General features: G+C 71.9%; 21 protein-coding genes, 1 tRNA gene and 1 pseudogene. 9 read left to right on the forward strand and 14 right to left on the reverse strand.

The window, feature by feature from the left end:
* Positions 1–92 precede the first annotated feature (92 nt).
* Positions 93–434 carry a hypothetical protein gene (locus tag ACLQ25_RS11265; protein WP_425730825.1) on the forward strand — a complete coding sequence of 114 codons (342 nt, stop codon included), beginning with the start codon at positions 93–95 and terminating at the stop codon, positions 432–434.
* Here the strand turns inward: ACLQ25_RS11265 and ACLQ25_RS11270 are convergent.
* The 7 genes and pseudogenes from ACLQ25_RS11270 to ACLQ25_RS11300 form a co-directional block, all read right to left on the reverse strand.
* A complete protein-coding gene (locus ACLQ25_RS11270) occupies positions 421–1929 on the reverse strand; it encodes a serine/threonine-protein kinase (RefSeq protein WP_425730826.1) in 1509 nt (502 codons plus the stop codon). The genes ACLQ25_RS11265 and ACLQ25_RS11270 overlap by 14 nt on opposite strands.
* Positions 1930–1959: 30 nt before the next feature.
* On the reverse strand, positions 1960–2415 hold the full coding sequence (locus tag ACLQ25_RS11275; protein ID WP_425730827.1) for a hypothetical protein: 456 nt from the start codon (positions 2413–2415) through the stop codon (positions 1960–1962).
* A 221-nt stretch (positions 2416–2636) separates the two neighbouring features.
* A pseudogene (locus tag ACLQ25_RS11280) lies at positions 2637–6197 on the reverse strand (adenylate/guanylate cyclase domain-containing protein); the annotation flags it as partial.
* A complete protein-coding gene (locus ACLQ25_RS11285) occupies positions 6194–7021 on the reverse strand; it encodes an MBL fold metallo-hydrolase (RefSeq protein WP_425730828.1) in 828 nt (275 codons plus the stop codon). The pseudogene ACLQ25_RS11280 and the gene ACLQ25_RS11285, both read right to left, overlap by 4 nt.
* A 113-nt stretch (positions 7022–7134) precedes the next feature.
* Positions 7135–7596, reverse strand: coding sequence for a RidA family protein (locus ACLQ25_RS11290; protein ID WP_425730829.1), 462 nt, complete (start codon positions 7594–7596; stop codon positions 7135–7137).
* A gap of 55 nt (positions 7597–7651) precedes the next feature.
* Positions 7652–7807 carry a DUF4177 domain-containing protein gene (locus ACLQ25_RS11295; RefSeq protein WP_007466198.1) on the reverse strand — a complete coding sequence of 52 codons (156 nt, stop codon included), beginning with the start codon at positions 7805–7807 and terminating at the stop codon, positions 7652–7654.
* 44 nt (positions 7808–7851) lie between these two features.
* Positions 7852–8337: a hypothetical protein gene (locus tag ACLQ25_RS11300; RefSeq protein ID WP_425730830.1), complete on the reverse strand. Its 486-nt coding sequence runs from the start codon at positions 8335–8337 to the stop codon at positions 7852–7854.
* Positions 8338–9282: 945 nt separating this feature from the next.
* On the opposite strand from ACLQ25_RS11300, the gene ACLQ25_RS11305 reads away from it, so the two are divergent.
* Genes ACLQ25_RS11305 through ACLQ25_RS11315 form a run of 3 tightly spaced genes read left to right on the forward strand, consistent with a single transcriptional unit; the run spans position 9283 to position 12008 of the window.
* Positions 9283–9798: a hypothetical protein gene (locus tag ACLQ25_RS11305; protein ID WP_425730885.1), complete on the forward strand. Its 516-nt coding sequence runs from the start codon at positions 9283–9285 to the stop codon at positions 9796–9798.
* A gap of 26 nt (positions 9799–9824) precedes the next feature.
* Positions 9825–10802, forward strand: a complete 978-nt coding sequence (locus ACLQ25_RS11310; RefSeq protein WP_425730831.1) for an ArsA-related P-loop ATPase — start codon at positions 9825–9827, stop codon at positions 10800–10802.
* Between the two features lie 57 nt (positions 10803–10859).
* Positions 10860–12008: an ArsA family ATPase gene (locus ACLQ25_RS11315; RefSeq protein ID WP_425730832.1), complete on the forward strand. Its 1149-nt coding sequence runs from the start codon at positions 10860–10862 to the stop codon at positions 12006–12008.
* 6 nt (positions 12009–12014) lie between these two features.
* Here the strand turns inward: ACLQ25_RS11315 and ACLQ25_RS11320 are convergent, their stop codons facing one another.
* Positions 12015–12335, reverse strand: coding sequence for a WhiB family transcriptional regulator (locus tag ACLQ25_RS11320; protein WP_421473604.1), 321 nt, complete (start codon positions 12333–12335; stop codon positions 12015–12017).
* A gap of 402 nt (positions 12336–12737) precedes the next feature.
* Between ACLQ25_RS11320 and ACLQ25_RS11325 the strand changes: the two genes are divergently transcribed.
* Positions 12738–15176 (forward strand): penicillin-binding protein, encoded by a 2439-nt coding sequence (locus tag ACLQ25_RS11325; protein ID WP_425730833.1) that lies wholly within the window; start codon positions 12738–12740, stop codon positions 15174–15176.
* An 88-nt stretch (positions 15177–15264) separates the two neighbouring features.
* Here ACLQ25_RS11325 and ACLQ25_RS11330 read toward each other — a convergent pair whose 3' ends face one another.
* Positions 15265–15720 (reverse strand): GatB/YqeY domain-containing protein, encoded by a 456-nt coding sequence (locus ACLQ25_RS11330; RefSeq protein WP_425730834.1) that lies wholly within the window; start codon positions 15718–15720, stop codon positions 15265–15267.
* Positions 15721–15745: 25 nt separating this feature from the next.
* On the opposite strand from ACLQ25_RS11330, the gene ACLQ25_RS11335 reads away from it, so the two are divergent.
* Both ACLQ25_RS11335 and ACLQ25_RS11340 read left to right on the forward strand, forming a co-directional pair.
* Positions 15746–16639 carry a metallophosphoesterase gene (locus tag ACLQ25_RS11335; RefSeq protein WP_425730835.1) on the forward strand — a complete coding sequence of 298 codons (894 nt, stop codon included), beginning with the start codon at positions 15746–15748 and terminating at the stop codon, positions 16637–16639.
* Between the two features lie 189 nt (positions 16640–16828).
* Positions 16829–16905 (forward strand) — tRNA-Pro (locus ACLQ25_RS11340).
* Positions 16906–16967: 62 nt separating this feature from the next.
* Here ACLQ25_RS11340 and ACLQ25_RS11345 read toward each other — a convergent pair.
* Positions 16968–17819 (reverse strand): hypothetical protein, encoded by an 852-nt coding sequence (locus ACLQ25_RS11345; protein ID WP_425730836.1) that lies wholly within the window; start codon positions 17817–17819, stop codon positions 16968–16970.
* Positions 17820–17967: 148 nt separating this feature from the next.
* On the reverse strand, positions 17968–18441 hold the full coding sequence (locus ACLQ25_RS11350; RefSeq protein WP_425730886.1) for a hypothetical protein: 474 nt from the start codon (positions 18439–18441) through the stop codon (positions 17968–17970).
* 119 nt (positions 18442–18560) lie between these two features.
* Here ACLQ25_RS11350 and ACLQ25_RS11355 point away from each other — a divergent pair, with 119 nt between their 5' ends.
* Positions 18561–19844, forward strand: coding sequence for an MFS transporter (locus tag ACLQ25_RS11355; protein WP_425730837.1), 1284 nt, complete (start codon positions 18561–18563; stop codon positions 19842–19844).
* 490 nt (positions 19845–20334) lie between these two features.
* Here the strand turns inward: ACLQ25_RS11355 and ACLQ25_RS11360 are convergent, their stop codons facing one another.
* The 3 genes from ACLQ25_RS11360 to ACLQ25_RS11370 form a co-directional block, all read right to left on the reverse strand.
* Positions 20335–22041, reverse strand: coding sequence for a bifunctional metallophosphatase/5'-nucleotidase (locus ACLQ25_RS11360; protein WP_425730838.1), 1707 nt, complete (start codon positions 22039–22041; stop codon positions 20335–20337).
* A 283-nt stretch (positions 22042–22324) separates the two neighbouring features.
* On the reverse strand, positions 22325–22978 hold the full coding sequence (locus ACLQ25_RS11365; protein WP_425730839.1) for a histone deacetylase: 654 nt from the start codon (positions 22976–22978) through the stop codon (positions 22325–22327).
* Between the two features lie 10 nt (positions 22979–22988).
* Complete coding sequence (locus ACLQ25_RS11370; RefSeq protein ID WP_425730840.1) at positions 22989–23768, reverse strand: phosphodiesterase; 780 nt, start codon at positions 23766–23768, stop codon at positions 22989–22991.
* A gap of 165 nt (positions 23769–23933) precedes the next feature.
* Between ACLQ25_RS11370 and ACLQ25_RS11375 the strand changes: the two genes are divergently transcribed.
* Complete coding sequence (locus tag ACLQ25_RS11375) at positions 23934–25343, forward strand: diguanylate cyclase (RefSeq protein ID WP_425730841.1); 1410 nt, start codon at positions 23934–23936, stop codon at positions 25341–25343.
* Positions 25344–25463: the final 120 nt, after the last annotated feature.

A 25463-nucleotide genomic window follows, 5' to 3' on the forward strand; every position in this document is an offset into this window, starting at 1 on the left:
GTCAGGTCGACCCAACCGTTCGATCGACGCCGATCGGCGTGGCGGATCGCCTCTGCGGTTGACAGCGAGCCGGGCCACGACATGCTGGAAGGGTGAATCGACTCTCCAGGATCGATGCGAGGATGGTGGCGGCGGTCGCGGCGCCGAGTGCCCTCGCGCTGCTGATCCTGCTGGTCGTCCTGCGCCGGCAGGACCTTGTCGGGGTCGTTCTCGCACTGTTGTGCGTGCTGCTGGCGACAGTTGCCACGGTCGCCGTGTCGGCCGCCCGCCAGCGTGACGAACCGGAGCCGGCGGAGCAGCCGAACCCCACCGCCCCACCGGACCTGATGCCGTACGGCATCGACGCGGACACCCTCGACGCGCTGGACAGCCGGGACGCGTTGCGTGCGGTGCGTGACCGGGGACGGACGCGCGGCGGGCTCAGCGACCGGTGAGAGTGGGGGCGGTGAGCGCGTCGACGCCCCGGCCGGCCAGGCAGCGGTAGACCCGGTCGACGTTGCCGTCGACGGGCGGCAACACCTCCAGGTGCCAGCCGGCCGGCTCGGTGATCTCGGTGGTCAGCCGGAACGTGGTGGCGCTGCACACCTGTCGTACCTGCTCGGCGGCGACCACCTCGTCGTGGTCCGCGCCCATTAGCGGCACCGGCAGGATGCCCTCGGCGTACGCCTCCCAGGTGTGCCGGCCGTCGCAGGGGACCCGCGCCGCCTCCGCACGTTCGCCGCGGATGCGCACCGGGCCGAAGCACTCCAGTTCGGGCAGACAGCGGGCGCCACTGGGCAGTGCGGTCGGCACGCCCGCACAACCGGGCAGTGGTCCGGTTGCCGGGGCCGCGACCCGGGTCACCGAGGGGGACGGGCCGGGCGGTCCTTCACTGCTGGCCACCCAGGCGCCGGTGGTGGCGGAGGCGGCGAGCGCCAGCGCGCCGGCGCCTCCGAGGAACCAGCGTCGCCGCCAGCGCCGGCCGCCGGGCACGCCGGGGCGGGTGTCCTCGACCGGTGGACGGGGACCGGGCTGGCCGGTGCCGTACAGGCCGGACCTGGACGAGCCACCGCCGATCGAGGCGCCGCCGCTGAGGGGGGCGCCACTCACCGGGGCGGCCGGCCCGCCGAACGGCAGGGTGGCGAGCAGGTCGTGCAGTTCGAGCGCCGAGGGTCGCTCGCCCGGATCGTTGGCCATGCCGAGCCGCAGCACGTCGATCAACTCGTCCGGCACGCCGGGCAGGGCGGGGATCGGCTGGCTGAACATCTCCAGCACGGTCACCAGACTGGGATTGCGCTCGGACTGCCACCGCGGCGGCCGGCCGTGCATCACCGCGTAGAGGGTGGCGCAGAGCGCGTACACGTCAACGGCCGGCGATGGCGGGCTGTGGCTGAACATCTCCGGTGGCGCGTACGCCGGGGTGAGCACCTCCAGGGTGACCGAGGCGTCCCGGGCCTCGGCCAGCACGGCCAGCCCGAAGTCGGCAAGCACCGCCGAGTTGAAGTGCGAGTAGAGGATGTTCGCGGGCTTGACGTCCCGGTGCAGCACCCCGGCGCCGTGCGAGTGGGCCAACGCGTCGGCGATCTTGATGCCGAGGTCACGGGCCTCCACCGGGCCGAGCGGCGAGTTGCGCATCCGCTCGGCGTACGACCCGTCGCAGAGTTCCATGATCAGGTACGGGTGCTGGTCGACGGTCACGCCGACGTCGAAGAGGTCCACGACGTGCGGGTGCGACGACATCCGTCCGGCCGCGCGCGCCTCGCGCAGGAAGCGGGCCTGGTCGCGTTCGCTGTCCAGCGTGCGATTTTCGACCTTGACGGCGACCTCGCGATCGACGGAGATCTGCGTGGCCTGGTAGACGGTGGCATAACCGCCTCGGGCAAAGACCCGCAAATCGGTCAGACCGGGCACGATCGGCACCGGCAGGCCGCCGGTCGGGGTGTCGGTCACCGCTCGAAAATACCCAACCCTGCCGGTGGCTCAGCGCACCGCGTCGGCCGAAGCGGCCGGCGCTGGGACGGCAGAGGCGGACGGCGTGCCCCGGCGAGCGTCCACCCGCAGGCCGACCGCGGTGGCCACCGCACCGAGCCCTTCCCACGCGGCCACGCCGAAGAACCTGTCGGGAGCGATGTCGGCCAGCACGGCGATGGTGAACACGGTGAAGGTGACCAACCGGAACACCACCGTGAACCGGTAGAACGACCGCCACTCGGTGACCGTCGCGAGCAGGTAGTAGACGCCCATGTTGAACGCCGCCATCGAGGACGCCAGCAGGAAGGTGCCGGTGTAGTCGCCGGAGGAACGCGTCACCGGCACCTCGAACCCGAGCATGCGCAACTGCGCCTCCGGCCAGAGCAGACCGACGGCGCCCATCACGAGCGCCAGGACGCCGAAGACCGCGATGGTCCAGCCGGCGACGGAACGCGGCAGCTTCATGGTGGGCCTCCCCCGGGCACGGCGACGGTCACCACTGTGGAACACCGCGCGGTGGTGACACGCTAGCCGCTCCCCGGGACAACCACATCCCCAGAACCGCCAAAACCCACCGAACCCCCACCCGCCACCGGGCGACGATCATGAAGCTATTGCGTCGACACGCCGGCGTCGGTGGCAACAACTTCATGATCATCGGGCGGGGGGTTCGGGTTCGTGGGGGTCAGGCGTTCCTGGAGGGCTTTGGCGGCCCGTCGTTCGCTGCGTTGTTCCGTCGCGTACGCCAGGCGGACCGCCTCGTCGGCGCAGGACCGGGCCTCCTCCGGGTAGCCGCAGGCCGCCAACGCCTCGGCGAGCACACTCGCCGCGATCACCTGACTGCGTACGTCCTCGGCGGGTGCGGCGACCGCCCGTCGGGCCCAGTCCAGCGCCTGCTCCCGCTGACCGTGGGCGAGCAGCGCCGACGCGTACCGGGCCATGGTCTGGCGGCGGGACAGGAGCAGGGAGGGCGTGGCGGCGGCGGCCGTCGCCACGGGGGCGAGCAGCCCGACCGCGGTCGCCGGATCGCCGGCCGCCAGTCGGGCGGTGGCCAGCAGCACCCGGGGCGCGACCTGCGCCGGTGCCTGCGGGTTGTGCGGCTCGACGGCCGTCAACACCGCCCGGGCGGCCTGCTCGGCGGTCTCGTGGTCGCCCATGTCCAGCGCCACGAAGCCGCGCAGCGTGCCGGCCATCCCGGTGAGCAGCGGGTGGGAGGTCTGTTCGGCGTACACCAGGGCGTCGGTGAGCAGGTCGGCCGCGTGTTCCGGCTCGCCCAGCCCGCGCGCCACGACGGCCCGGACCACCAGCGCGAACCCGCGCCCCCAGTCGTCGGAGGCGGCCGCGAACTCGCGGTACGCGCGGCGGGCCTCCCGGTCCGCCTCGGCCAGGTCGCCCAGCTCCGCGGTGGCGAAGGCGGCGACCGCGCGCAGCGTACCCACCGCCCACGCCTCGCCCACACGCTCGCCGAAGGGCAGGAAGACCTGCGCCAGGCGGCACGCCTCCCGCAGCCGACCGGCGAGCAGCCGGGCGAACGCGGTGGTGCCCCGCAGCCACGCCCGACCGTACGGGTCCTTCAGCTCGGCGAAGAGCCGTGCGGCCCGACCGAGCACGGCGTCGGTGCCGGCGAAGTCACCCCGGGTGGTGGTCACCCACGCCAGGTTCTGCAGCGACCAGGCCTGCCCGCGCCGATCCTGCGCGGCGAGACTGACCTGGTACGCGGCGGCCAGCCGGCTGCTCGCCTGGCTCAGCCGACCGGCCACGAAGTCGCCCATGCCGAGCCGGCGCATGGCGGACGCGCGCAGCGTGGGCAGCCCTTCGGCGGTGGCCACCTGCAACGCCTCCTGCCAGGCGGCCTCCGCCCGGCCCCGCTCACCGAGGGTCTGCTGGGCCTGCCCGGCGAGCAGCAGAGCGCTGGCCCGGGTGGCGTCGTCCCCCGCGTTCGCGGCGATCTTCTCGGCGAAGGCGAGCGCGTCCACGACCCGACCGATCTGCAACAGCGCGCGGGCGTGCACCACCCGGTCGATCGCCGGCACCCCGTCGCGGGCCAGTTCGCTGGCGCGTTCGGCGTACTCGACGGCGAGGGCGGGCTCCCCGGCAGACAGCGAGCGGCGGGCGGCCCGGCCGAGTGCGGCGATCCCGAGCGGGACCACGGCGCGGGCCGGGGCGTCCGGTCGCAGTTTCACCGCGTCGGCGAGCGTGGCCGCCCGCTGCACGTGTGCGGCGACGAAGTCGTCGCGGGCCTCCTCCGAGAAGCCGCCCGCCGTGACACCTTCGGCCGGCACGGCCCAGCGGGCCAACGCGGCGTGCCGCTCGGCCAACTCCGCCTTACTCACCCCGGCGTACGCGGCCTCCCGCATGAGCGGCGTGGCGAACGCGTACCCGGACCGGGTGCGGTGCAGCATGCGGCGTTGCAGCAGCTCCTCGACGGCCCGGTCGAACTCGACGGCGACCACCGCCGACGGTCTCCCGTCCCGGCGCTGCTCGCGGAGCGCTTCCAGCGCGCCCGTCGGCACGGTGTCGCCGACGACGGCGGCGTCGCGCAGCACGGAACGGGCGTCCGGGGGCAGCGCGTCGATCCGGGCGGCGAGGACGGCCGCGAGGTCCCGGGAGAGCAGCCGGCTGCCCAGCGAGCCGGGCACCAACCGCCAGCCGGACGAGTCCTGGTCCCGCGTGTTGGCGGCGGTGGTCAGCGCGCCGCGCTCGATCAGCAGGGTGACCAACTCGGCCAGGTAGAACGGGTTGCCCTGGGCGGTGGCGAGCAGCCGGTCGGCGTCGGCCGGCGGCAACTTCCCGCCGCCGAGATAGCTGGTGAGCAGGCGGGCCGCGTCGGCGCCCCGCAGCGGCGGCAGGGAGTGCACCTCGGCGTCCGCGACACGGGTCAACGCACCGGCGGTACGGACCAGCTCGGGGCGGCCGAGCAGCAGGACGAGCACCGGGCCGGTGAGTCGGGAGAGGGTCGACCCGAGGGCGCTGATGGTCTCGGCGGTCGCGTCGTGCAGGTCGTCCACCACGATCACCAGCGGCGCTTCCGAGGCGAGCCCGCTGAGCAGGTCGGCCACGGCGTTCGGCACCGCCTCGGCGTCGGCGGCCGCCGTACCCGCGGCGCCCCACTCGCCGTTGTCCGTGCTGTTGTGCGCGGGCAGTTCGGCGTAGCCGAGCAGGGCGAGCAGTTGGTCGGTGGCGATCGGAGCCGTCTCACCCGAGCGGGCGAGACGCTGGCCGAGTCGGCGTAGCCGCTCCTCCACGGCCGGCCGGGTCAGCGCGGTGGCCGCGTCGCTGGGGAGACCGACGGCGGCACGGACCAGGTCGGCCAGGGGCGCGAGCCGACGCCGCTCGCCGAAGGCGGCGCAGCGCACCGACAGCACCCGCGCGCCGGTGTGTGCCGCGTACCGGCCGGCGCCCACGTCGTACCCGGCCGCGAGGCGCTCCACCTCGGCGGCGAACCGGGACTTGCCGATGCCCGCCTCGGCGGTCATCAGCAGCACCCGCGGGTCACCCTGGTCGATCACCTCGGCGAGTCGGCCGGCGACCCGCCCGATCTCGGTCTCCCGGCCCACGTAGGGCGCCTCGTCGCCGAGACCCGAGCGGGTGCCCGGCGCGTCCAACAGGCCCAGCAGCTCGTACGCCTCGACCGGCTCCCGCTTGCCCTTGAGCCGCAGCGGGCGCAGCGCCCGCCAGGAGGCGACGTGCCGGGTGGCGGCGGCGGTGCGCCCGCCGGCGTAGACCGCGCCGACGGCAGCGGCGTCGGCCAGCCGGGCGGCGGTGTTCACCGTGTCGCCGATGACCGTGTACTCGATTGCGGCCTGGATGCCCGCGATGACGTCGCCCGTGTTCAGGCCGACCCGCAGACCGAGCGGCGCGCCGCCGCCCCGCTCGTCGTCGAGCACCCGGCGCACCGCCCGCTGCATCGACAGGGCGGCCCGGACGGCCCGCTCGGCGTCGTCCTCGTGCGCCACCGGCGCCCCGAAGACCGCCATGATCCCGTCGCCGGTCAGCTTGTCGACGTGCCCGCCGAAGGTCTTGACGGCACCGGCCAGGGCGGCGAGCACGCGGTCGGTGACCGCGCCGACGCGTTCCGGGTCGAGATCCTCCGACCAGGAGGTGAATTCGGAGAGGTCACCGAAGAGAACGGTGACGACCCGGCGCTCGGCCGCCGGCAACGTGGCGGCCGCCGGGAGCGCGGCGCCGCAGTTGTGGCAGAACCGTGCGCCGGGGACGGCTACGGTTCCGCACACCGGACAGGTCACGTGTGCTCCAACCCACTGACCCCCGGCGCGGATTCCCCGCTGTCGACGCCCAGATACTCCAACTGGGCACGGACCGACCATTCCGCCGCCCACCAGAGCGAGCGGTCCACGTCCGCGTAGACCGCCGCGACCACGTCGGCGGGCGTCCGTGCGCCGGCGTCGACCGCCGACCGGACCTGGTCGAGCCGGGCACGCCGGTGGGCGAGGTAGAACTCGGCGGCGGCGGCGCAGTCGGCCAGCGCCGGGCCGTGGCCCGGCAGCGCCGGGATCCCGGTGTACGCGGACAGCAGCTCGAGGCTGCTCAGGTAGTCGCCGAGGTTCCCGTCCGGGTGGGCGACCACGGTGGTGCCCCGGCCCAGGATGGTGTCACCGGTGAGCACCACCCGCTCGTCGCCGCACTCGGCCAGGAAGCAGACCGAGTCGGCGGTGTGGCCGGGGGTGTTCAGCAGGCGGATGCCGAGGGTCCCGTCGAGCGTGGTCTCGGCGCTCAGTGGCGTACCGCCGATGGTGTGCGCCGGGTCGGCGGCGAGGACCGGCGCACCGACCAGCTCGCGCAGGCGGGCGGCGCCCTCGGTGTGGTCCGGGTGGCCGTGGGTGATGAGGATCAGGCCGATCGGGCCGTGCTCCGCGATCCGCTTCAGGTGCCCCTCGTCGGCCGGCCCGGGGTCGACCACGATGGCGTGGTCGGCGTCGGGCGCGCGCAGCACCCAGGTGTTGGTCCCGTCGAGGGTCATCGGCCCCGGGTTCGGCGCGCGCAGCAATGAAACCCACGCCGGCAGCTCGCCAGCCAATGCCGCCACGGCCCCCGTCACGTGCCCGCTCATGGCTGCGATCGTACGACCCCGCCCCCCACTCCCCGCGATCTTGCACTTCCTGCTGCTACTTCATGCCTGTTCACGGCATTCGTCGGGACAGGAAGTGCAAGATCGCGGTGGGGTCAGGCGACCTCGACGATCAGTTCGATCTCCACCGGGGCGTCCAGGGGGAGTTCGGCCACGCCTACCGCGCTTCTCGCGTGACGGCCGGCCTCGCCGAAGACGGTGCCGAACAGGTCAGAGGCACCGTTGATCACGGCGGGCTGGCCGATGAACCCGGGGGCCGAGGCCACAAAACCGGTCACCTTGACCACCTTGACCACGTTCTCCAGGCCGACCAGCGAGTCAACCGCCGCCAGCGCATTGAGCGCGCACCGCTGGGCGAGGTCCTTGGCCTGCTCGGCGGAGATCCCCGCGCCGACCTTGCCGGTCGCCAGGAGCTTGCCCTCGGCGATGGGCAACTGGCCCGAGACGTACACGTGCTGCCCGGACTGCACGGCCGGCACGTAGCTGGCCACCGGCGGCGCCACGTCGGGCAGTTCGAAGCCCAACTCGGCGAGCTTCGCGTGGGGGCCGTTGCTCATCGCGTCACCTCGTCGTTCGCGATCGCGGAGCGTCGCCGCGCCGGAGTCCCGGCGCTCACGCCTTGGGTCGCTTCAGGTACGCCACGAGCTGGTCCGGGTTCGGGCCGGGGACCACGGCGACGAGTTCCCACCCGTCCTCACCCCAGTTGTCGAGGATCTGCTTGGTCGCGTGGACCAGCAGAGGGACCGTGGAGTATTCCCACTTCTGCATCGCTGGAGGGCTCCCTCGTGGTGCGGACTTCGTCGAGGCACAGCCTACGGTCCGCTGGCCGGGCGGGGCGCGGGACGTTGCTCCGGCGTTGCCGGCAGCTCTCCACAGGGCCCCTCGTGCCCGTACCCCTGCGGGCAACGCGAGCGGTCGGGCAGCAACAGGTCGCAGAAGACCCGGTGCCGGTTGTTCTGGTCGTCCGCGTTGGACACGGTCGTCTCGCCCGCGTCCAGTTCCGGCAGGAAGCCCAGCGACACCGCGACCCGCCCGGCCAGCGTGGTCGCCGCCGCCAGATCGGGCACCCGGATCGGCAGATGGATGACGAAACCCGGCTCGTCGTCGTCCCGCGACCGCTCGACCGGCCGATTCGACGCTCGGGCGATCCCCGGTGGCTCCGAAACCCGGCGGTACGACCGCTCGTTGATGGGCAGGTTGCCGACCAGCCCGCCGGCCGCCTCACCCGTGGACCCGAGCCGCCGTTGCCGGTCGTTCGTCGGGAACTGGGTGCGAGGGATGTTGTCCGCGTCGCGCATGAACTGCCTCCGGTCGTACCTCTCGGATCACGCTTCCGGTCGGGTTCAACCAACCGTTCCGGTCCCCCGCACCGGGACGAAGGTAGGTCCACGGGGGCGGTCCCGCCAACAGGACGCGCACGATCAGTCACCCTGAGTCACATATGTGACAGACCGGGGGCAGGAATCCCGACTGCGTCGGATGTCACCATCCGCTTCTCCGGGTCGAGAAGTGACGTACGGCGCGGTAGGGGCGACACCGAACCGGCGGTCGGCCGCTACCCTCTCGGTCGGACGGTCGCGCAGCGCCCGGCCGCCCGCTCGATCTCGCTCGGCGCCCGGCGTGGCGGCCGGGCGCCGCACCCCCGGGGGAACGAGATGACCCAACCGCCCAGCGGCGACCAGTCCGGCCCGCGCGCCCTTCCGCCGGCCCACCCGAACCCCGCCGGCCAGCCCGAGGCAGCGGTCAGCCCCGGGCAGTCCGACCCGACGACCTCCACCGCTGAGTCCGGCGCGCCGGACTCACCGGCCCAGCCCGTCATCCCGGCCCAGCCCGGCCCGTCGACGCAGCCCGGCCAGCCCGCCGGGGCCAGCCAGCCGGCGCTCCCCGATCAGGGCGCTGGGTCCGCTCAATCCGCCCCCGGTGGGCAGCTCGCCCTCCCCGGCCAGCCCTTCTCCGGCCAGCCCGTCTCCGGCCAGCCCTTCCCTGGTCAGCCTGTCTCCGGCCAGCCCTTCCCTGGTCAGCCCGTCTCCGGCCAGCCCTTCCCTGGTCAGCCCGTCTCCGGCCAGCCCTTCCCTGGTCAGCCCGTCTCCGGCCAGCCGCTCTCCGGTCAGCCCGTCTCCGGTCAGCCCGTCTCTTCCGGTCAGCTCGGGGCAGGGGCGTTTGCCTCGCAGCCCGGAGCGCCGGCCACCCCCGCCCCGCCCGTTGGCGTCCCGCAGACCGGGGGCCCGGCTGACACGTCGGCGCTGCCCGTCTCCCCGGGCGCGATTCCGCCGCCCCCGCCCGGCTACCCGCCGTACGCCGGCACCGCCGAGCCGAAGAAGAAGCGCGGTCTGCTGATCGCGGCCATCGCGCTGGCCGTGATCATGGTGCTCTGCGTGGGCGGTGGCGTCGTGACGTTCCTGACCCTGCGTAACGCCGAGTCCGGCGAGGGCGCGAAGGAGCCGGCGGTCGCCGTCGACGAGTTCCTCACCGCCGTCTACAAGGATCGGGACGCCGGCAAGGCCGCCGACCACGTCTGCGCCGCCTCGCGCGACGACAAGAAGATCGCCGCCAAGGTGGCGGAGGTGGAGAAGTACGCCGCCACGTACCAGAACCCCCGGTTCAAGTGGACCACCCCGAAGGTCGACAACCAGACCGGCGACCGGGCCACCGTCTCCACCCGGGTCACCATGACCACGGCCGACGAGAAGGTGGCCGACCAGGACCTGCGCTTCACCGTGGTGCAGAAGACGGGTTGGTGGGTCTGCGAGGTCGCGTGACCCGTCGCCCTGGATAGGCTCGACAGGTGCGTGCACCTGAGCGGCCGTCCGACCCGGCCGGTAGCGGATGGTCGGCCCGACTCCACGTCGTGACCGGCAAGGGCGGCACCGGCAAGACCAGCGTCGCGGCGGCGCTGGCCCTGGCGCTGGCCGCCGGTGGCCGGCGCACCCTGCTGGTGGAGGTCGAGGGCCGACAGGGCATCGCCCAACTCTTCGGCCTCGACCCGCTGCCATACGAGGAGCGACACCTCGCCGACGCGCCGGGCGGCGGTGAGGTGCGGGCGCTCGCGGTGGACGCCGAGGAAGCCCTGCTCGAATACCTCGACATGTTCTACAAGCTGGGCGCGGCGGGGCGGGCGCTGCGCAAGCTGGGGGCCATCGACTTCGCCACCACCATCGCCCCGGGCCTGCGGGACGTGCTGCTGACCGGCAAGGTGAAGGAGGCCACCACCCGCACCTCGGCGCGGCGGCGCACGTACGACGCCGTGGTGCTGGACGCGCCGCCCACCGGTCGGATCGGTCGTTTCCTCAACGTGACGGCCGAGACGGCCCGGCTCGCCAAGGTCGGCCCGATCAAGACCCAGAGCGACGGGGTCTCCGCGCTGCTGCGCTCCCCGATTACGGCTGTGCACGTGGTCACGCTCCTCGAGGAGATGCCGGTGCAGGAGACGGTCGACGCCATCGCCGACCTGACCTCCCTCGGCTTCGGCATCGGGAAGGTGATCGTCAACGGCGCCCGGCCCGCGCTGCCGGCCGGCCCGGCGGTCACCGCGGCGGACCTGCGGCGAGGGCTGGTCGCCGCGGGACTGCCGGCTGATCAGGACATCGTGGCCGGATTGCACGACGAGGCGCGGGATCAGCTCATCCGGCGCGAACTGGAGGATTCCCTCCGCGCCGAGCTGGTGGAGCTGGGGCTGCCGATGGTCGAGCTGCCGTTGCTGCCGGACGGGGTGGACCGGCCGGGCCTCGCGACCCTGGCCCAGGCCCTCGTCCACGCCGATTGACTCACACCTGAGCTCAGCACGGGCGCATGGACCGACGCGGCCCGATACGCTCGATTGGTGCCTTCCGAAGACGCGGCGCCGCAGCTGGACGTCGACCAGATCCTCGCCGACCCGGGCGTGCGGATCGTCGTGTGCTGCGGTGCCGGCGGAGTGGGAAAGACGACCACGGCCGCCGCGCTGGCGCTGCGGGCCGCCGAGCAGCACGGCCGCCGCACGGTGGTGCTCACCATCGACCCGGCCCGCCGGCTCGCCCAGTCGCTGGGCCTTACCGAGCTGGACAACACGCCCCGGCAGGTCAAGGGCATCGATGTCGAGGCCAGCGGCGGTGAGCTGCACGCCATGATGCTGGACATGAAGCGCACCTTCGACGACGTGGTGCTCCAGCACACCGACCCGACGAAGGCCGCGGAGATCTTCGCGAACCCGTTCTACCAGGCCATGAGCTCGACCTTCGCCGGCACCCAGGAATACATGGCGATGGAGAAGCTGGGCCAGTTGCACGCGCGCGGCGAGTGGGACCTGATCGTGGTGGACACCCCGCCGTCCCGCTCGGCGCTGGACTTCCTGGACGCGCCGGCCCGACTCTCCCGCTTCCTCGACGGTCGGATGCTGCGCCTGCTGCTCGCACCGGCACGCAGCGGTGGGCGGAGCATGTTCAGCCTGGTCACGGCGTCGTTCGGAATGTTCTCGAAGGTGGTGCAGAAGGTTCTCGGCGCGCAGCTGCTCACCGACCTGTCCGGCTTCGTGGCCGCACTCGACTCGATGTTCGGGGGCTTCCGGCAGCGGGCCGAGCAGACGTACCGGATCCTCCAGGCGGGGGAGACGGCCTTCCTGCTGGTCGCGACGCCGGAGCCGGACGCGGTCCGGGAGGCCGCCTACTTCGCGGGCCGCCTGCGCGAGGAGAAGATGCCGCTCGCCGGCCTGGTGCTCAACCGGGTGCACCGCCCGGTGGTTCCGAAGCTGGACGCCGAACGGAGTCGCGCCGCCGCGGAGCGGCTGTCCGAGCTGGGTGGACACGAGGGCACCGCCGACGTGCTGCGGGCGCACGCGGCGCTGGCGCGTCAGGCCGTACGCGAGCAGCAGGTCGCCGCGCGGTTCACCGAGGCGTTCCCGGCGGTGCCGGCGGTGTCGGTGACGGCGCAGCCCGCCGACGTGCACGACGTCGACGGGCTACGGACGATCGGCGCGGCGATCAGCCGGTCGTGACCGGCGTCAGGTTGCCGCGGTGACCAGGATCTTGTCCTTGCCGGTCTTGTCCTTGCTGTTCTTCTTCATCGCTGCCTCGAACATCTTGCGCCAGCTCGTCACCTGGGGGTGACGACGCAGCAACGCTCGGCGTTCGCGTTCGGTCATACCGCCCCACACACCGAACTCGATCCGGTTGTCCAGCGCGTCGGCCAGGCACTCGTACCGAACTGGGCAGCTCCGGCAGATCCGCTTGGCCACGTTCTGTTCGGCGCCCTGTACGAACAACGCGTCCGGGTCCCCGTTCTGACACGCCGCCAGCGACGGCCAGTCAGTGATCATGCCCATGTGTACTCGTCCCCCCTTGCAGTACCTACCGACCTCGTTGCACGGCAGCCGGCAATTCCCCCCGATCGCCCGGCTCGCCTTCCCCAAGGCGGCGCGGACGACATGTGGCGCTGTCGCCGCCATCATCATGCTCTGTAGTCGACTGATTACGCAACGTTGTCGGCGAAATCCATCATTCCGGACACTCCCGGCTTCCCGGGCTCTCGACCGCCGGTTACCCCGCCGAGGTCCACGAAAACGCTGCGAGGTCTCCGCCGAACGGAGGAGACTCACGCCAATCACACGCAACCTCGTACCGGGGGTCATGCGTTTAGCACAACGAGGGCAGCGCGCGCAGGAAATGGGGAAAGACGCCCAGGCGCCCCTCGTTCCCTACTCGCGTACCATGCCGAGGTGACCTGGATGCGGAAACGTGACCACAATGTGCTGACCAACGCCGCATCGCTGCTCATATGTGGCCTGTTGGCTGGCGTGGTGGTCGCTGCGGCGGCCTTCCCCGCGGTGGCGATGTCCGGACTGGCCGCGAAGGCCGGCGCCGAGACATTCGGCAACCTGCCAACGGAGCTGACGGTGGCCCGCGCGCCACAGATCAGCTACCTGTTGGCATCGGACGGCAAGACACCGCTTGCGACGATGTACGACGAGAACCGCCGCGACGTGAAGCACGCGGACATCTCTCCGTACATGATCAAGGCCATCATCGCGGCCGAGGACCACGACTTCTACAAGCACAACGGCGTCGACATCAACGGTGTCGCCCGCGCGTTCGTCAACAACCAGAACGAGAGCGCCGGCCGCCAGGGCGCCTCGACGCTGACCATGCAGTACGTCCGGCTGGCGATCGCCTACTCGGCCACCCATCCGGCCGACGTGGTCGCGGCGACCGAGGACACCAGCGCCCGCAAGCTCCGCGAGATGCGCCTCGCCCTGCAGGTCGACAAGGAGTTCTCCAAGGACGAGATCCTGACCCGCTACCTCAACCTGGCCTCGTTCGGCAATGGCGCGTACGGCATCTACGCGGCCAGCCAGGTCTACTTCGGCAAGCCGCCGAGCAAGCTGAAGATCGAGGAAGCGGCGCTGCTGGCCGGCATGGTCAAGGCCCCGACGACGAACGACCCGACCACCAAGAGCGGTTACCCGCTGGCGCTGGACCGTCGTAACTACGTCATCCAGAACATGGTCGACACCAAGGCCATCACCCAGCAGGAGGCGGACGCCGCCAAGGCGGTCCCGCTGAAGGTGCAGGACAAGCGCACCCCGAACGGCTGTGTCGCGACCAACGTCAACAGCTGGGGCTTCTTCTGCGACTACTTCTACCGCTGGTGGATGCAGCAGCCGACGTTCGGCTCGACGCCGTACGACCGTGAGCGCCGGCTCAAGAGCGGCGGCTACACCGTCGTGACGTCCATCGACGTGCAGGCGCAGAAGGGCGCGGACAAGGCGGTCCGCAAGGCCAAGAGCGAGAACAGCAAGGAAGCCGCCATGGTCGCCGTGGTCGAGCCGGGCACCGGCCGGGTACGGGCGCTGGCGGTGAACCGGCAGTTCAAGCTGGACGACCCGAAGAACCGGAAGAACAAGCTCTCCAGCGATCCGGCGAAGAGCAAGCGGGGCATCCGGGGCAACTACCCGGCGACGGTCAACCCGCTGCTCACCGGCGGCGACGGCATCGCCGGCTACCAGGCGGGCTCGACCTTCAAGATCTTCACGATCGTGGCGGCCCTGGAGAAGGGCATCCCGCTCAGCTACTCGATGAACGCGCCGCAGCAGTTCAAGTCGGAGTACATCATCGACAGCAACAGCCCGGCGGCCTGCCCCGGCACCCACTTCTACTGCCCGACCAACTCCGGCAAGAAGGCCGGTGGCGTGCAGAACATGTGGACCGGGTTCGCCCAGTCGGTCAACACGTACTTCGTGCCGCTGGAGCAGCAGGTCGGCGCGGAGAACGTGGTCGACGTCGCCAAGCGGGCCGGCATCCAGTTCCGGGCCAGCAACGACGCCAAGTTCGCCGCTACGAAGGATGCGGCCCACCAGTGGGGCGCCTTCACCCTGGGCGTCTCCTCCACCACGCCGCTGGACCTGGCCAACGCGTACGCGACCCTCGCTGCGGACGGCAAGTACTGCGAGCCGATCCCGGTGCAGGAGATCCGCGACCCGGAGGGCAAGAAGCTGGACATCGCCAACCCGCGCTGTGAGAAGCGGTTCAGCACCGAGGTGGCCCGCGCCGCCGTCGACGCCGCCCGCTGCCCGGTCGGCGACAACTCCAAGACCAGCAAGTGCGGCAGCAGCCGTACGGCCGCCGTGGTGAAGGGCATCGTCGACGCGCCGGTGGCCGGCAAGTCCGGCACCACCGACTCCGAGAAGACCGCCGCGCTGGTCGCGATGACCAAGCAGTACGCGGTGGCCGGCATCATGGCCGACCCGGACTGGCCGCAGACGAACGTCAAGATGAAGCACTCCGAGAAGGACGGCATCAACCCGCCGGTGTACGAGACGCTGCGGGACGCCATGAAGGGCAAGCCGCGCATCAACTTCGATCCCCCGGGTCAGAAGATCTCCGAGGGTGACCAGCGCAGCATCCCCGACGTGAAGTGTCAGCCGGTCGACACCGCGAAGTCCCGGATCAAGGGCGCGGGCTTCGAGCCGGTCGTCTCCGACGTGAAGGTGGCGTCGTCCTGCCCGGCGGGCACCGCCGCCGGCACCAGCCCGGACGGGCGCACCATCAAGGGCGGCGTGGTCACCATCCAGATCAGCACCGGCGCCGGTGGCACCCCGCCGGACAGCAACAAGCCGGGACAGCCCGGCAACCCGCCCGGCCGACCCGGTAACCGTCCGGGCGGCTGAGGCACCGACGGCACACGCGAACGGGCGGGCATCCTCTCTCGGGGGTGCCCGCCCGTTCCGTTGCGTCGAACCGGAGTCGCGTGGCGGATCAGAGGCCGAGCTGTCGCCGTACCTCGGCGGCCACCCGACCCCCCTCGGCCTGGCCGGCCACCGCGGCCTGGGCCGCCTTCATGGCCGGGCCCATCTGGGCCTTCCCGGTGAAGCCGCCCGCGGCGAGCGCCCCCGCGACCAGGTCGGTCAGCTCGGCATCCGAAAGCTGCTTGGGCAGGTAGCGGTCCAGCACCTCGCCCTCGGCGGTCTCCTTGGCGGCCTGCTCGGCGCGGCCCGCGTCGGCGAAGGCGGTGGCCGCCTCCCGGCGCTTCTTGGCCTCCTTGGTCAACACCGCGAGCACCTCGTCATCGGTGAGCTCGCGCTTGGCCTTGCCGGCCACCTCGGCGGTGCCGACGGCGGCCAGGGCCATCCGCAGCGTGGAGGTCGTCAGCTCGTCGCGCGCCTTGAGCGCGGAACGCATGTCGGCGGTGAGGCGGTCCTTCAGCGTGCTCATGGACGGTCAAACTACCCTGAACGCCATGCGAAAGCGCACACTATTCCGCCTCGCCGCCGGAACCGCAGCGGTCGGAGCGACCACCCTCGCGTACGCGTCGCTCATCGAGCGCAACCTGTTCACCCTGCGGCGGTACGACGTGCCGATGCTCCCGGCCGACGCGGAGCCGCTGCGCGTGCTGCACCTGTCGGATCTGCACATGATGCCCGACCAGGCCCGCAAACAGCGCTGGGTGGCGTCGCTGGCCGCCCTCGACCCCGACCTGGTGGTGGTGACCGGCGACAACATGGCGCACCCCGAGGCGGTGCCGGGCGTGCTGCGGGCGCTGCAACCGCTGCTGGACTATCCGGGGGCCTTCGTGTTCGGCTCCAACGACTACACCGGGCCGGTGCTGAAGAACCCCTTCAGCTACTTCCTGCCCGACCGGGAGTACACCGAGGGCGTCGAACTGCCCTACGAGGAGCTGCGCCAGGTCTTCACCGGCGCCGGCTGGGCGGACCTGAACAACGCCCGGACGAGCCTCAAGGCCGGCGGCCGGGAGCTGGACCTCGTCGGCGTCGACGACCCCCACATCGACCGGGACGACTACCCGGCCGTGTCGGGTCGGGTGGCGTCCTCCGCCGACCTGTCCATCGCCGTGACGCACTCCCCCGAGCCGCGGGTACTCGACCAGATGGCCGCCGACGGCTTCGGCCTCCTGCTGGCCGGGCACACCCACGGCGGGCAGGTCTGCGTCCCGGGGTATGGGGCGCTGGTGACCAACTGCGGCCTGCCCCGCTCGATGGCGCGCGGTCTGCACCGATGGCCCGGCTCGGACTCGTGGCTGCACGTCTCCGCCGGCCTCGGCACCCACCCGACAGCCCCGGTCCGCTTCGCCTGCCCACCGGAGGCGAGCATCCTGACCCTCATCCCCCGCTAGCCTTGATCGACTCGACGTTGATCGACTCGACGTTGATCGACTCGACTTCCCGCAAACCGGCCGATCCGCCCGGACCGGACACCGCGCTTTCAGGGAAGGCGAGTCGATCACCCTCGGGACCGGGCTCGGGCGTCGGGGGTACCGAGTTTGACCATCAGAGCGGGTGGGCTACTATTTGTCGGCACGCCTCGGGGTGTGGCGCAGCTTGGTAGCGCGCTTCGTTCGGGACGAAGAGGTCGTCGGTTCGAATCCGGCCACCCCGACCAGAGGTAAGAGGGCACATCCGATCGATCGGATGTGCCCTCTGCGTATGTCGTCAGGCCGCGACCTATCGACGTATCAACGCCTCGATACCCCGCAGCCGTTCGGCCAGTTCCGCTGCCGACGACTGCGCGGACGCCAACGGCGGACCGAGTTGGGCGAGCTTCTGCACGTCCCGCAGCACCCTGGACTTCTGAATCGGCCTGTCCCGACTCAGTTCCCCGACAAGGCGGTGCAGGAACGCCGAGTCGAACTCACCCAGGGTGAGTTGGTCGAAGGCGGTGGCCGTCCGATCGACCAGTTCGTGTGTCTCGGTCAACATCTGGTTGGCCAGCCCTGGCCTCCGCGTGGCCGGCAGAGCGGTCAGGGCGCTCCCGGCCGTCGCCCACGCGTCCCGCAGGCCGGACACGGTTTCCGGCATGTGCCCGAGGACCACCGAGTAGAGCGGCCAGATAGTGGCGAGCACCTGCAACTGCCCGGCCAGCGTCGTCGCGTGATCGGGCACAAACGGCAGCATCTGAGCCCCGAGGATTACCTGTTGGAGATTAACGTCGTGCAGGCCCTGCACGGCAGGGCCCGCCGCCGGTGCGGTGCCGGTGAGCGCCTCGGCGTACCCACGGGCCTCACGTACGGCACCGACCAGCTCCTCGCTGGCCAACCACTCCTGCCGGTACGTCTCCTCGCCGGCGACCAACTGTTGGATCACGACCAGCGCGATCGGCAACCCGAGTGCGGCGGTAGCCAGCGACGAGGCGACGTTGGTCAAGAACGGCCGGTCGGACCAGAAGCCCTCCCGATCCCCGAGCCATCCCGCTACCAGCACCACCACGCCGATGCTCCAGGACACGAGCGCGAGCAACCGGACCGTTGGGCTGGCCGCCCGCCACGAGATCGGAGATCGGTTCGGTCGAGGTCGCATGCCCACCCCTGACGGAAACTGTGGTCGTCAGACGGGCGGAGCGTACGGCCAGCACCGTGACCGACAACGCGCCGAGTCGGGAGACGGACACCGGTCGACGGGCCGGAGACCCGTTGGTGGCGGCGGCCCGCGCCTCCGTCCCCGTCCGTCAGTCGTGTCGCTCGGTGCGCTCGATCTCGCTGAACGCCGCGGCCAGGTAGTCGGCAAGCGGCGCACCCGTCATCGCCAACAGATCGGCCACGAGCAGCGGAGCATGCCGCGCCAGGGCGGACGCGTCCGGGGGCGCGTCGTCACCCTCGGGGTCGTACACCCCCAACGCACCGGCCAACAGTACGAGCACCACGTGCGGGTCCACATCCGAACGCCAGCGCGCCGCGTCCTGCACGCAGCGTGCCAGCACCTGGCGGATGTCGTCACCGTCCAAGCCATCCGGGTGGCTCTCCTCCAGCAGGAGCCGGACCACCGTCCCGAGCACCAGACCGGACCGCTCGTCGGCCGCCAGGTCGGCGACCGCCTCGTCGTACGCCTCACCGTCACGGGCCTGGGCGGCGGCGACGGCTGCCGTGGCGGTCACCGCGATGGCGCGGGCGGAAGCAGGCAGGTGTCGCCAGGTGCCGGTCATCGGGTCAGCATCGCAGACCGGGCCGACACCGGCGGACGTCGTGGCGTTGGTCACCGCGAGCCCGAGCTCCGTCCAAAACGGTTCGCCTGACGTCACACCCTCCGCACAGAATGCCGGACATGCTGCGTCGCGCCCTACCTCGCCGTCCAGAAGCCCGCCGGATCCTCGTCGGCACCTTGCTGTCGGCGATCGGGCGCGGCCTGACCCTGCCGTTCCTGTTCATCTACCTGACCGACGTACGCGGACTCACCGACGCCCGCGCCGGGCTCGTGATCGGCTGGTACGGCGCGGTCACCCTGGCCCTGTCGCCGCTGGGCGGGACGTTGATCGACCGGTTCGGCGCACGTCGGATCGTGCTGCCGTGCCTGCTGATCGAGGCGGTCGGGACCGGTTCGCTGGCGCTTGTCGACTCGGCCGGGTCGGCCCTGTTGGTGATGACCGTGATCGCCGTCGGCAGCTCGGCGATCTGGTCCGGGCAGAACACGATCCTCGCCTCGCTGACCGACGACGGTGAGCGGCAACGTGTCTTCGGGCTGAACTTCGCCCTGCTCAACCTGGGTATCGGCATCGGTGGCATGACGTCCGGCGCGATCGTCGACACCGCCCACCTCGGCACCTTCCAGACGATCTACCTGCTGGACGCGGTGACCTACCTGCTGCCGGCGATCATCCTGCTCACCCTGCCCGGGGTGGGTCACCGACTCGGCAGCCGTCGCGGCGTCGACGAACCGTCGCCCGGCGGTTACCTCACCGTGCTCCGCGACCGCCCCTTCCGACGGCTGGTGATCTTCGGCCTGATCCTCACCACCTGCGGATACGCACAGATCGAGGTGGGCTTCGCCGCGTACGCGGTGCGGGTCGCCGAGGTGCACACCCGAGTGGTGGCGTGGGCGCTCGCCGCCAACACCGTGATGATCGTCCTCGCCCAACTGGTGATGATCCGCCGGATGGACGGACGCAGCCGTACCCGGGCGCTGGCCGTGGTGGGCGCCGTGTTCGCCACCGCCTGGTTGGCCCTCGGCGCGGCCGGCCTGGTCAACGGTACGAACGCCCTGCTGGCCGCCGTGTGCGTGGTGGCCTGCTCGGCGATCTTCGGCTTCGGCGAGACGATGCTGTCACCGGTCATGCCGGCGTTGACCAACGCTTTGGCCACCGACGAGCTACGCGGCCGCTACAACGCGATGAGTTCGATGATCTTCGGGATCAGCGGTGTCATCGGCCCGGTGACCGCCGGCCCGCTGATCGGCGCCGCCGACGGGAAGGTCTGGGTGGCGACGGTGGTCGGAGGCTGCCTGGTCGCCTCCCTGGTCGCGCTCTCGCTGCGCCGACTGCTCAGCGCAGAGCAGGACGGCCGGATGACGCCGGCCCCCACCTCCCTCGACCCGACCCCCGCCCCCGTCTGACACCCCGACACGTCCCTCCCGCGTCGCCCGGCGCGGTGCGCGTCGCCCGTGCCCGCCGCCCGGCACCCGCCGCCCGCCGCCCGGCGCGCGGTGCGCGTCGCCCGTGCCCGCCACCCGGCACCCGCCGCGCGCCGCCCGGCGCGCGGCGCGCGTCGCCCGTGCCCGCCACCCGGCGCCCGCCGCCCGCCGCCCCGCGCCCCGCGCCCCGCGCCCCGCGCCCGGACGATCGGCGCCCAAGATCTGCGCAAGTTCCCCGATGTTGCTGTCTCCGGCGCGCGCGAGGCAGCAACATCCCCGATGTTGCGCGGATCTTGTTCGCGGAGCCGCCGATTCCGCATGATGGCGCTCGATCCTGGATCGAGTGGCATCCGCACGCCCGGAGGCCACTACTTCCAGGTTCGAGCGTGATCATGTGACGGACAGGAACAGGGCGGGACGGGTCGGGCCCCGGAGCGTCCGCTCCGGGGCCCGATCGTGCTCGGGTCGGCCGTCAGGCGGCGGGGACCTCGGCGGTGGTGCGGATTCGGTCGAGCGCCGGGGCGGAGACCGGCGACTGCGCGGTCAGGTACGCCACCAGAGCGTCCAGGTCGATCAGACCGGTGACCTGGTTGGTGCCGCCGGTGAGGGCGCTGAAGCCGTCGCCGCCGCCGGCCAGGAAGTTGTTCACCGTCACCCGGTAGGTGGCGGCCGTGTCGACAGCGGTGCCACCGATGGTGAGGCTGCCCCGGACCACACGGGTGCCGGTGCACGGGTCGGTCGCGGTGCCGGTGGTGCCGGCCGGGTCGACCACGTAGCCGACGGTCGACGACGGGTACAGCGTCCGGCCGGTGACGAACTGCTGCTCCAGTACGCAGTAGAGCTGCGCCCCGGTCAGGTCGAGGGTCACCAGGTTGTTGGCGAACGGCTGCACCGTGAACGCTTCCTCGTAGGTGACCGGCCCGGCGTTGAGGTCGGCCCGGACACCACCGGGGTTCATGAAGGCGGCCACCGCGTTCTGTTCGTCGTCGGTGGCGGCGAGCTGCGCGTCGGCGACCAGGTTGCCCAGCGGGGATTCGCCCAGGGACGTACCGAAGAGGGTTTCCTGGGTCTTGGTGATCGCTTCGGTGGTCTCGCCGACCTGGCGGTCGGCGACCGGGCCGAGCACGGTCTTGTAGCGGTCGATCAGTGCGGTCTGCTTCGGGTCCTTGGCGACGTCCCGGGTGACGACCACGTTGTTCGCGGCGGCGGAGATCACGTCACCACTGCGCCGGTCGATCTTGAGGTCGATGTCGGTGACGAGGCGGCCGAAGGAGCTGGCGCTGGTGACCAGCTTGCCGTTGATGTTGCAGATGTACGCCTGGTGGGTGTGACCGCTGACCACCACGTCGATCGACGGGTCCATCCGGTTGGCGATGTCCACGATGGGCCCGGTCATGCCGACGCAGTCGTTGATGCCGCCGGTCGCCGCCTGGGCGCCGCCCTCGTGCAGGAGCACGACGATGGTCTGTACGCCCTTGCGGCGCAGCTCGCGGGCGTACCGGTTGGCGGTCTCCGCCTCGTCGGCGAAGGTGAGACCGGCGACGCCCTGCTGGCTGACGATCTGCGGGGTGCCCTCCAGGGTCATCCCGATGAAGCCGACCTTGACGCCCTGCACCTTGTGGATCGCGTACGGCGCCATGAGCGGCTTGCCGGTGGCGGTCTTGAAGGCGTTGGCGGAGAGGTACTTGAAGCCGGCGCCCCGGTACGGGGTGCCGTCGGCGCAGCCGTCCACCGGGTGGCAGCCACCGTTCTGGATACGCAGCAGTTCGGCGGCGCCCTCGTCGAACTCGTGGTTGCCGACGCTGGCGTAGTCCAGGCCGGCCATGCTCAGCGCCTCGATGGTCGGCTCGTCGTGGAACGCGGCGGAGAGCAGCGGCGACGCGCCGATCAGGTCGCCGGCGGCGACGGTGATGGTGTTCTTCCTCTTCGCGGCGGCGCGCAGCTCGGCCAGGTGGGTCGCGAGGTATTCAACGCCGCCCGCGGTCTGTCCGGCGATGGTGCCGCTGGAGCCGCTCGGCGGTTCGAGGTTGCCGTGGAAGTCGTTGAGGGCCAGCAGGGTGACGTCGACCGGCTTCGGTCGCGCGTCGGCCTGCTCGGGGGTGGTGGCGACCGCGCCGAGCGCTGCCACCGCGAGCGCGGTCAGGCCGACAGCGGCCCGACGCATCCCGGGTACGGACATGGAACTCCTCGTGAGAATCGACGCGTGCGGTGCCCGGCCTGTGGGTCGACCGGGCCGCCGACCGACACCGTCGGAGAGGGTCGGCCACGGTTGGGAATCGCCTCCCGCCCGGACAGCCTCTCATCCGGACGCCGGCCGGTCGAGTCGAGCGGCGGATCGCCACCGACGCGTCGAGCCGAGTGTGAGAGCTGCGGAAATGTCCATTGTCGGACCAGGCCCACTTGACTAACAATCGATGACCGAGGGCGAAACAGCGTCGGCCGAAGGTCCAGAGGGGACGGCATCAGCCGACCGTGCTGAGCGCGTCGGCGACCAGTGTGGTGACCGCTTCGGGCCGCCAGCCGTCGACGACTCCGGGTCGCCGCGCCAGGTAGTCGACGATCCGTTCGGCCGGCCAACCGTGTGACTCGTGCAGCCCTTGGGCGATCATGCGCAGGTAGGCGGGCGCCGGTGGCCGGTGCGGCACGGCGGACGCCGGTTCGGGCGCGGTGAAGGTGAGCATCGGGATGCCGGCACGCCGACCGGGGCAGACGAGGGTTTCGTAGCGCCCCGGACCGAGCGTCGCCCGTCCGTGGGCGACGGCCGCGTCGATAGCCGCGCCGGTCGCCGGAAGCAGGTCGGCGGTGTCGCCCGGTGGTCGGTACATCTCCTGGGCGGCGATGTCGGTGAACTGGTCGAGGGTCACCAGGTAGGCCCGCGCGGCGGCCTCGTCCGGCAGCTGCGGGTCGTAGAAGGCCAGGCCGCCGGTCCACGCGCCGGACTCGCCGGCGAAGTAGATCCCGCCGGGTATCCAGACCGCAGCCGACCGGCTCGGTGGACGGGTGTCGCGGCATCCCGGGTACGTGCGCCGGCCGCCCGGTGGACAGCCGCCGCCGATGTACCAGGCCAGCCTGGCGGCGTGCATGTTCGACCCGTACGCGACGTACCAGACGAGCACGGCGGCGACCTCAGAAGCCGCAGGTCTGCCCGGCCGAGTGGCTGACCTGGACGGTGTGCGTCACGCAGCCGTCCGGCTCGATCCGGTGCAGCAGGAAGGCGCTCGGCTCGGCGACCCAGCCGATCACCTCGTCCGTGGCCATGGTGAGGGTGCTCTGCTTCCAGGTGCTGGGCGCGACGGTGAGCACGGTGCCCGCGTACCCCGTGGTGACCGTGCGGTGCAGGTGCCCAGCGGCGACCCGCACGACGTGCCGGTGCCGGCCGATCACCTCGGCCAGGGCGGGCCCGTCGGCGAGCCGGATGGCGTCGGCCGCGGGGATGCCGACCGCGACCGGCGGGTGGTGCAGGCAGAGGATGGCGGGCACCTCCGGACGGCCGGCGAGGACCCCGTCGAGCCAGGCGAGCTGCTCCTCGCCGAGCTGGCCGGCGTTGCTGCCGGAGACGAGCGAGTCGAGCACCACGATGGTCGCCGCCTCGTGGTCGACGTGGTAGTACGCGGAGAACCCGCCCCCGAGCCAGGGCGTGCCGCCGAACGCGTCGAGCAGCGACTCGCGGTCGTCGTGGTTGCCGGTGGTCAGGTAGATCGGCAGTGGGAACCGCCCGATCAACTCACGCAGCGCCGCGTACTCGTCGGGTCGGCCGTGGTCGGCCAGGTCGCCGGTGATGACCACGCAGTCCGGTCGCGGGCTCAGGGCGAGCACGCGGCCGAGCGCCCGGTGCAGCCCGGCGGCGGGCTCGGCGGCGAGCAGACCGGTGGTCAGGTGCGGGTCGCTGATGTGCGCGATGAGCATGGGCTCGCCTCCAGGACGCCGGGACTCCCACGCTATCGCCCGACACCTTTTCCCACAGGCCCCGTCCACAGCCTGTGGATAGCACGTGTGTACGAAGCCGGAAGGCCGTCCGGAAAACGTGAGTACGCTTGATCCAGCCCCTCCCCTACCTGGAACGACGTGCGAGTGGATCATCAGCGAGTCATCCGTGACGTCACCGTCCGCCTGTCGATGGCGTCCAGCGCGCCGGAAGCCTGTCGGTGGACGGTCAGCGCACTGTCCCACCACACCCCGGCCACCATCTCGGTGCTGATCGAGGCCCACGATCGGCTGCGGTGCGTGGCGGCGACCGGCGCGTGGCAGGTCTTCGCGACCGTGCCGGCGCGTACCGGGATCGTCGGCCGGGTGTACGCCACCGGCACCGCCGCCGTGGTCCCCGACGTCACCGTCGACCCGGACTACCTACCGGTACGCCCCAACGTCACGACCGAGCTGTGCGTTCCGGTACACGACCCGAGCGGCCGGGTGATCGGCGTACTGGACCTGCAGTGGAGTGAACCGGTCGACCTGCGGCCCTGGCGGGAGACCGCGCAGCGGCTGGCGGCCCGGCTCGGCGCGCGGATCGCCGCGCTGGGCGGCCCGCCGTCCGAGAGCCGCAGCGAGAAGCTGCTCCGGCATGCCGCGGCACTGTCGGCCGCCCCCACCGAGGCGGCCGTGATCAGCGCGGCGACCGAGGCCGCCCGGGAGGTGTCCACCCTGTCCACCGCGGTGCTGTTGATCGGCGGCCAACTCGGCCCGTCCCCGGCGGCGTCCAACGAACTGGAGACCCGGATCCGTGCCGAGCTGGCCGGCGCGGGCCCGGCCGCCCTGGACCGCATCGTCGAACGGGCACACCGGTACGGCGCCGGATACACGCTGGGCGAGGCCGGGCATCCCCCGACCGAGGACTATCAACCGCTGACCCGGGCGGGGGTACGCACGCTTGTCGCCGTGCCGGTCGGGCCGGCGGACGCCGACGGAGTGCTGCTGGTCGCCGACGGCCGTGCCCTGCACCCGGACCCCACCACGGTCAGCCTCATGGAGCTGCTCGCCGGGCAGGCGTGGACCAGCCTGGACCGGCTGCGTACGCTCGTCCGACTGCGGGAACAGGCCAGCTCGGACCCGCTCACCGGGCTGCGGCACACCGGCCCGTTCGGGCAACGGATCGCGGCGGCCACCCCGGGGCGTACGGCTCTGCTGGCGATCGACGTGGACGGCTTCAAGACGGTCAACGACACGTACGGGCACCAGGCCGGCGACCAGGTGCTGGTCGGGTTGGCGCGGGCGCTGGAGGGCGCGCTGCGGCACGGCGACGAGCTGTACCGGATCGGCGGCGACGAGTTCGTCGCGGTGATCGAGGTGAGTCGCCCGGAGGAGGCGGTCCGGATCGCCGAGCGGTTGGCCGAGGCGGCCCGCCGTACCGGCCGCACGATCAGCGTGGGCGTCGCGCTCCCCCGCCCCGGCGAAACCCCCGACCGCACCCTGAGAAGAGCCGACCAGGCCCTCTACGCGGTCAAACGCCAAGGCCGAGACGGAGTCCACCTCTCCGCCGCCTAACCCCGCCCTCCACGCCCCGGCCCCCGAGGCCCCGCCCGAGCGCGTCGATCATGGGGTTGTGGTTGGGGACATTCACCGCTCCCTGCACCAAAGCGGCCACCACAACTCCATGATCGACCC

The organism is Micromonospora sp. DT44 (assembly GCF_049841635.1).
Taxonomy (GTDB): Bacteria; Actinomycetota; Actinomycetes; order Mycobacteriales; family Micromonosporaceae; genus Micromonospora.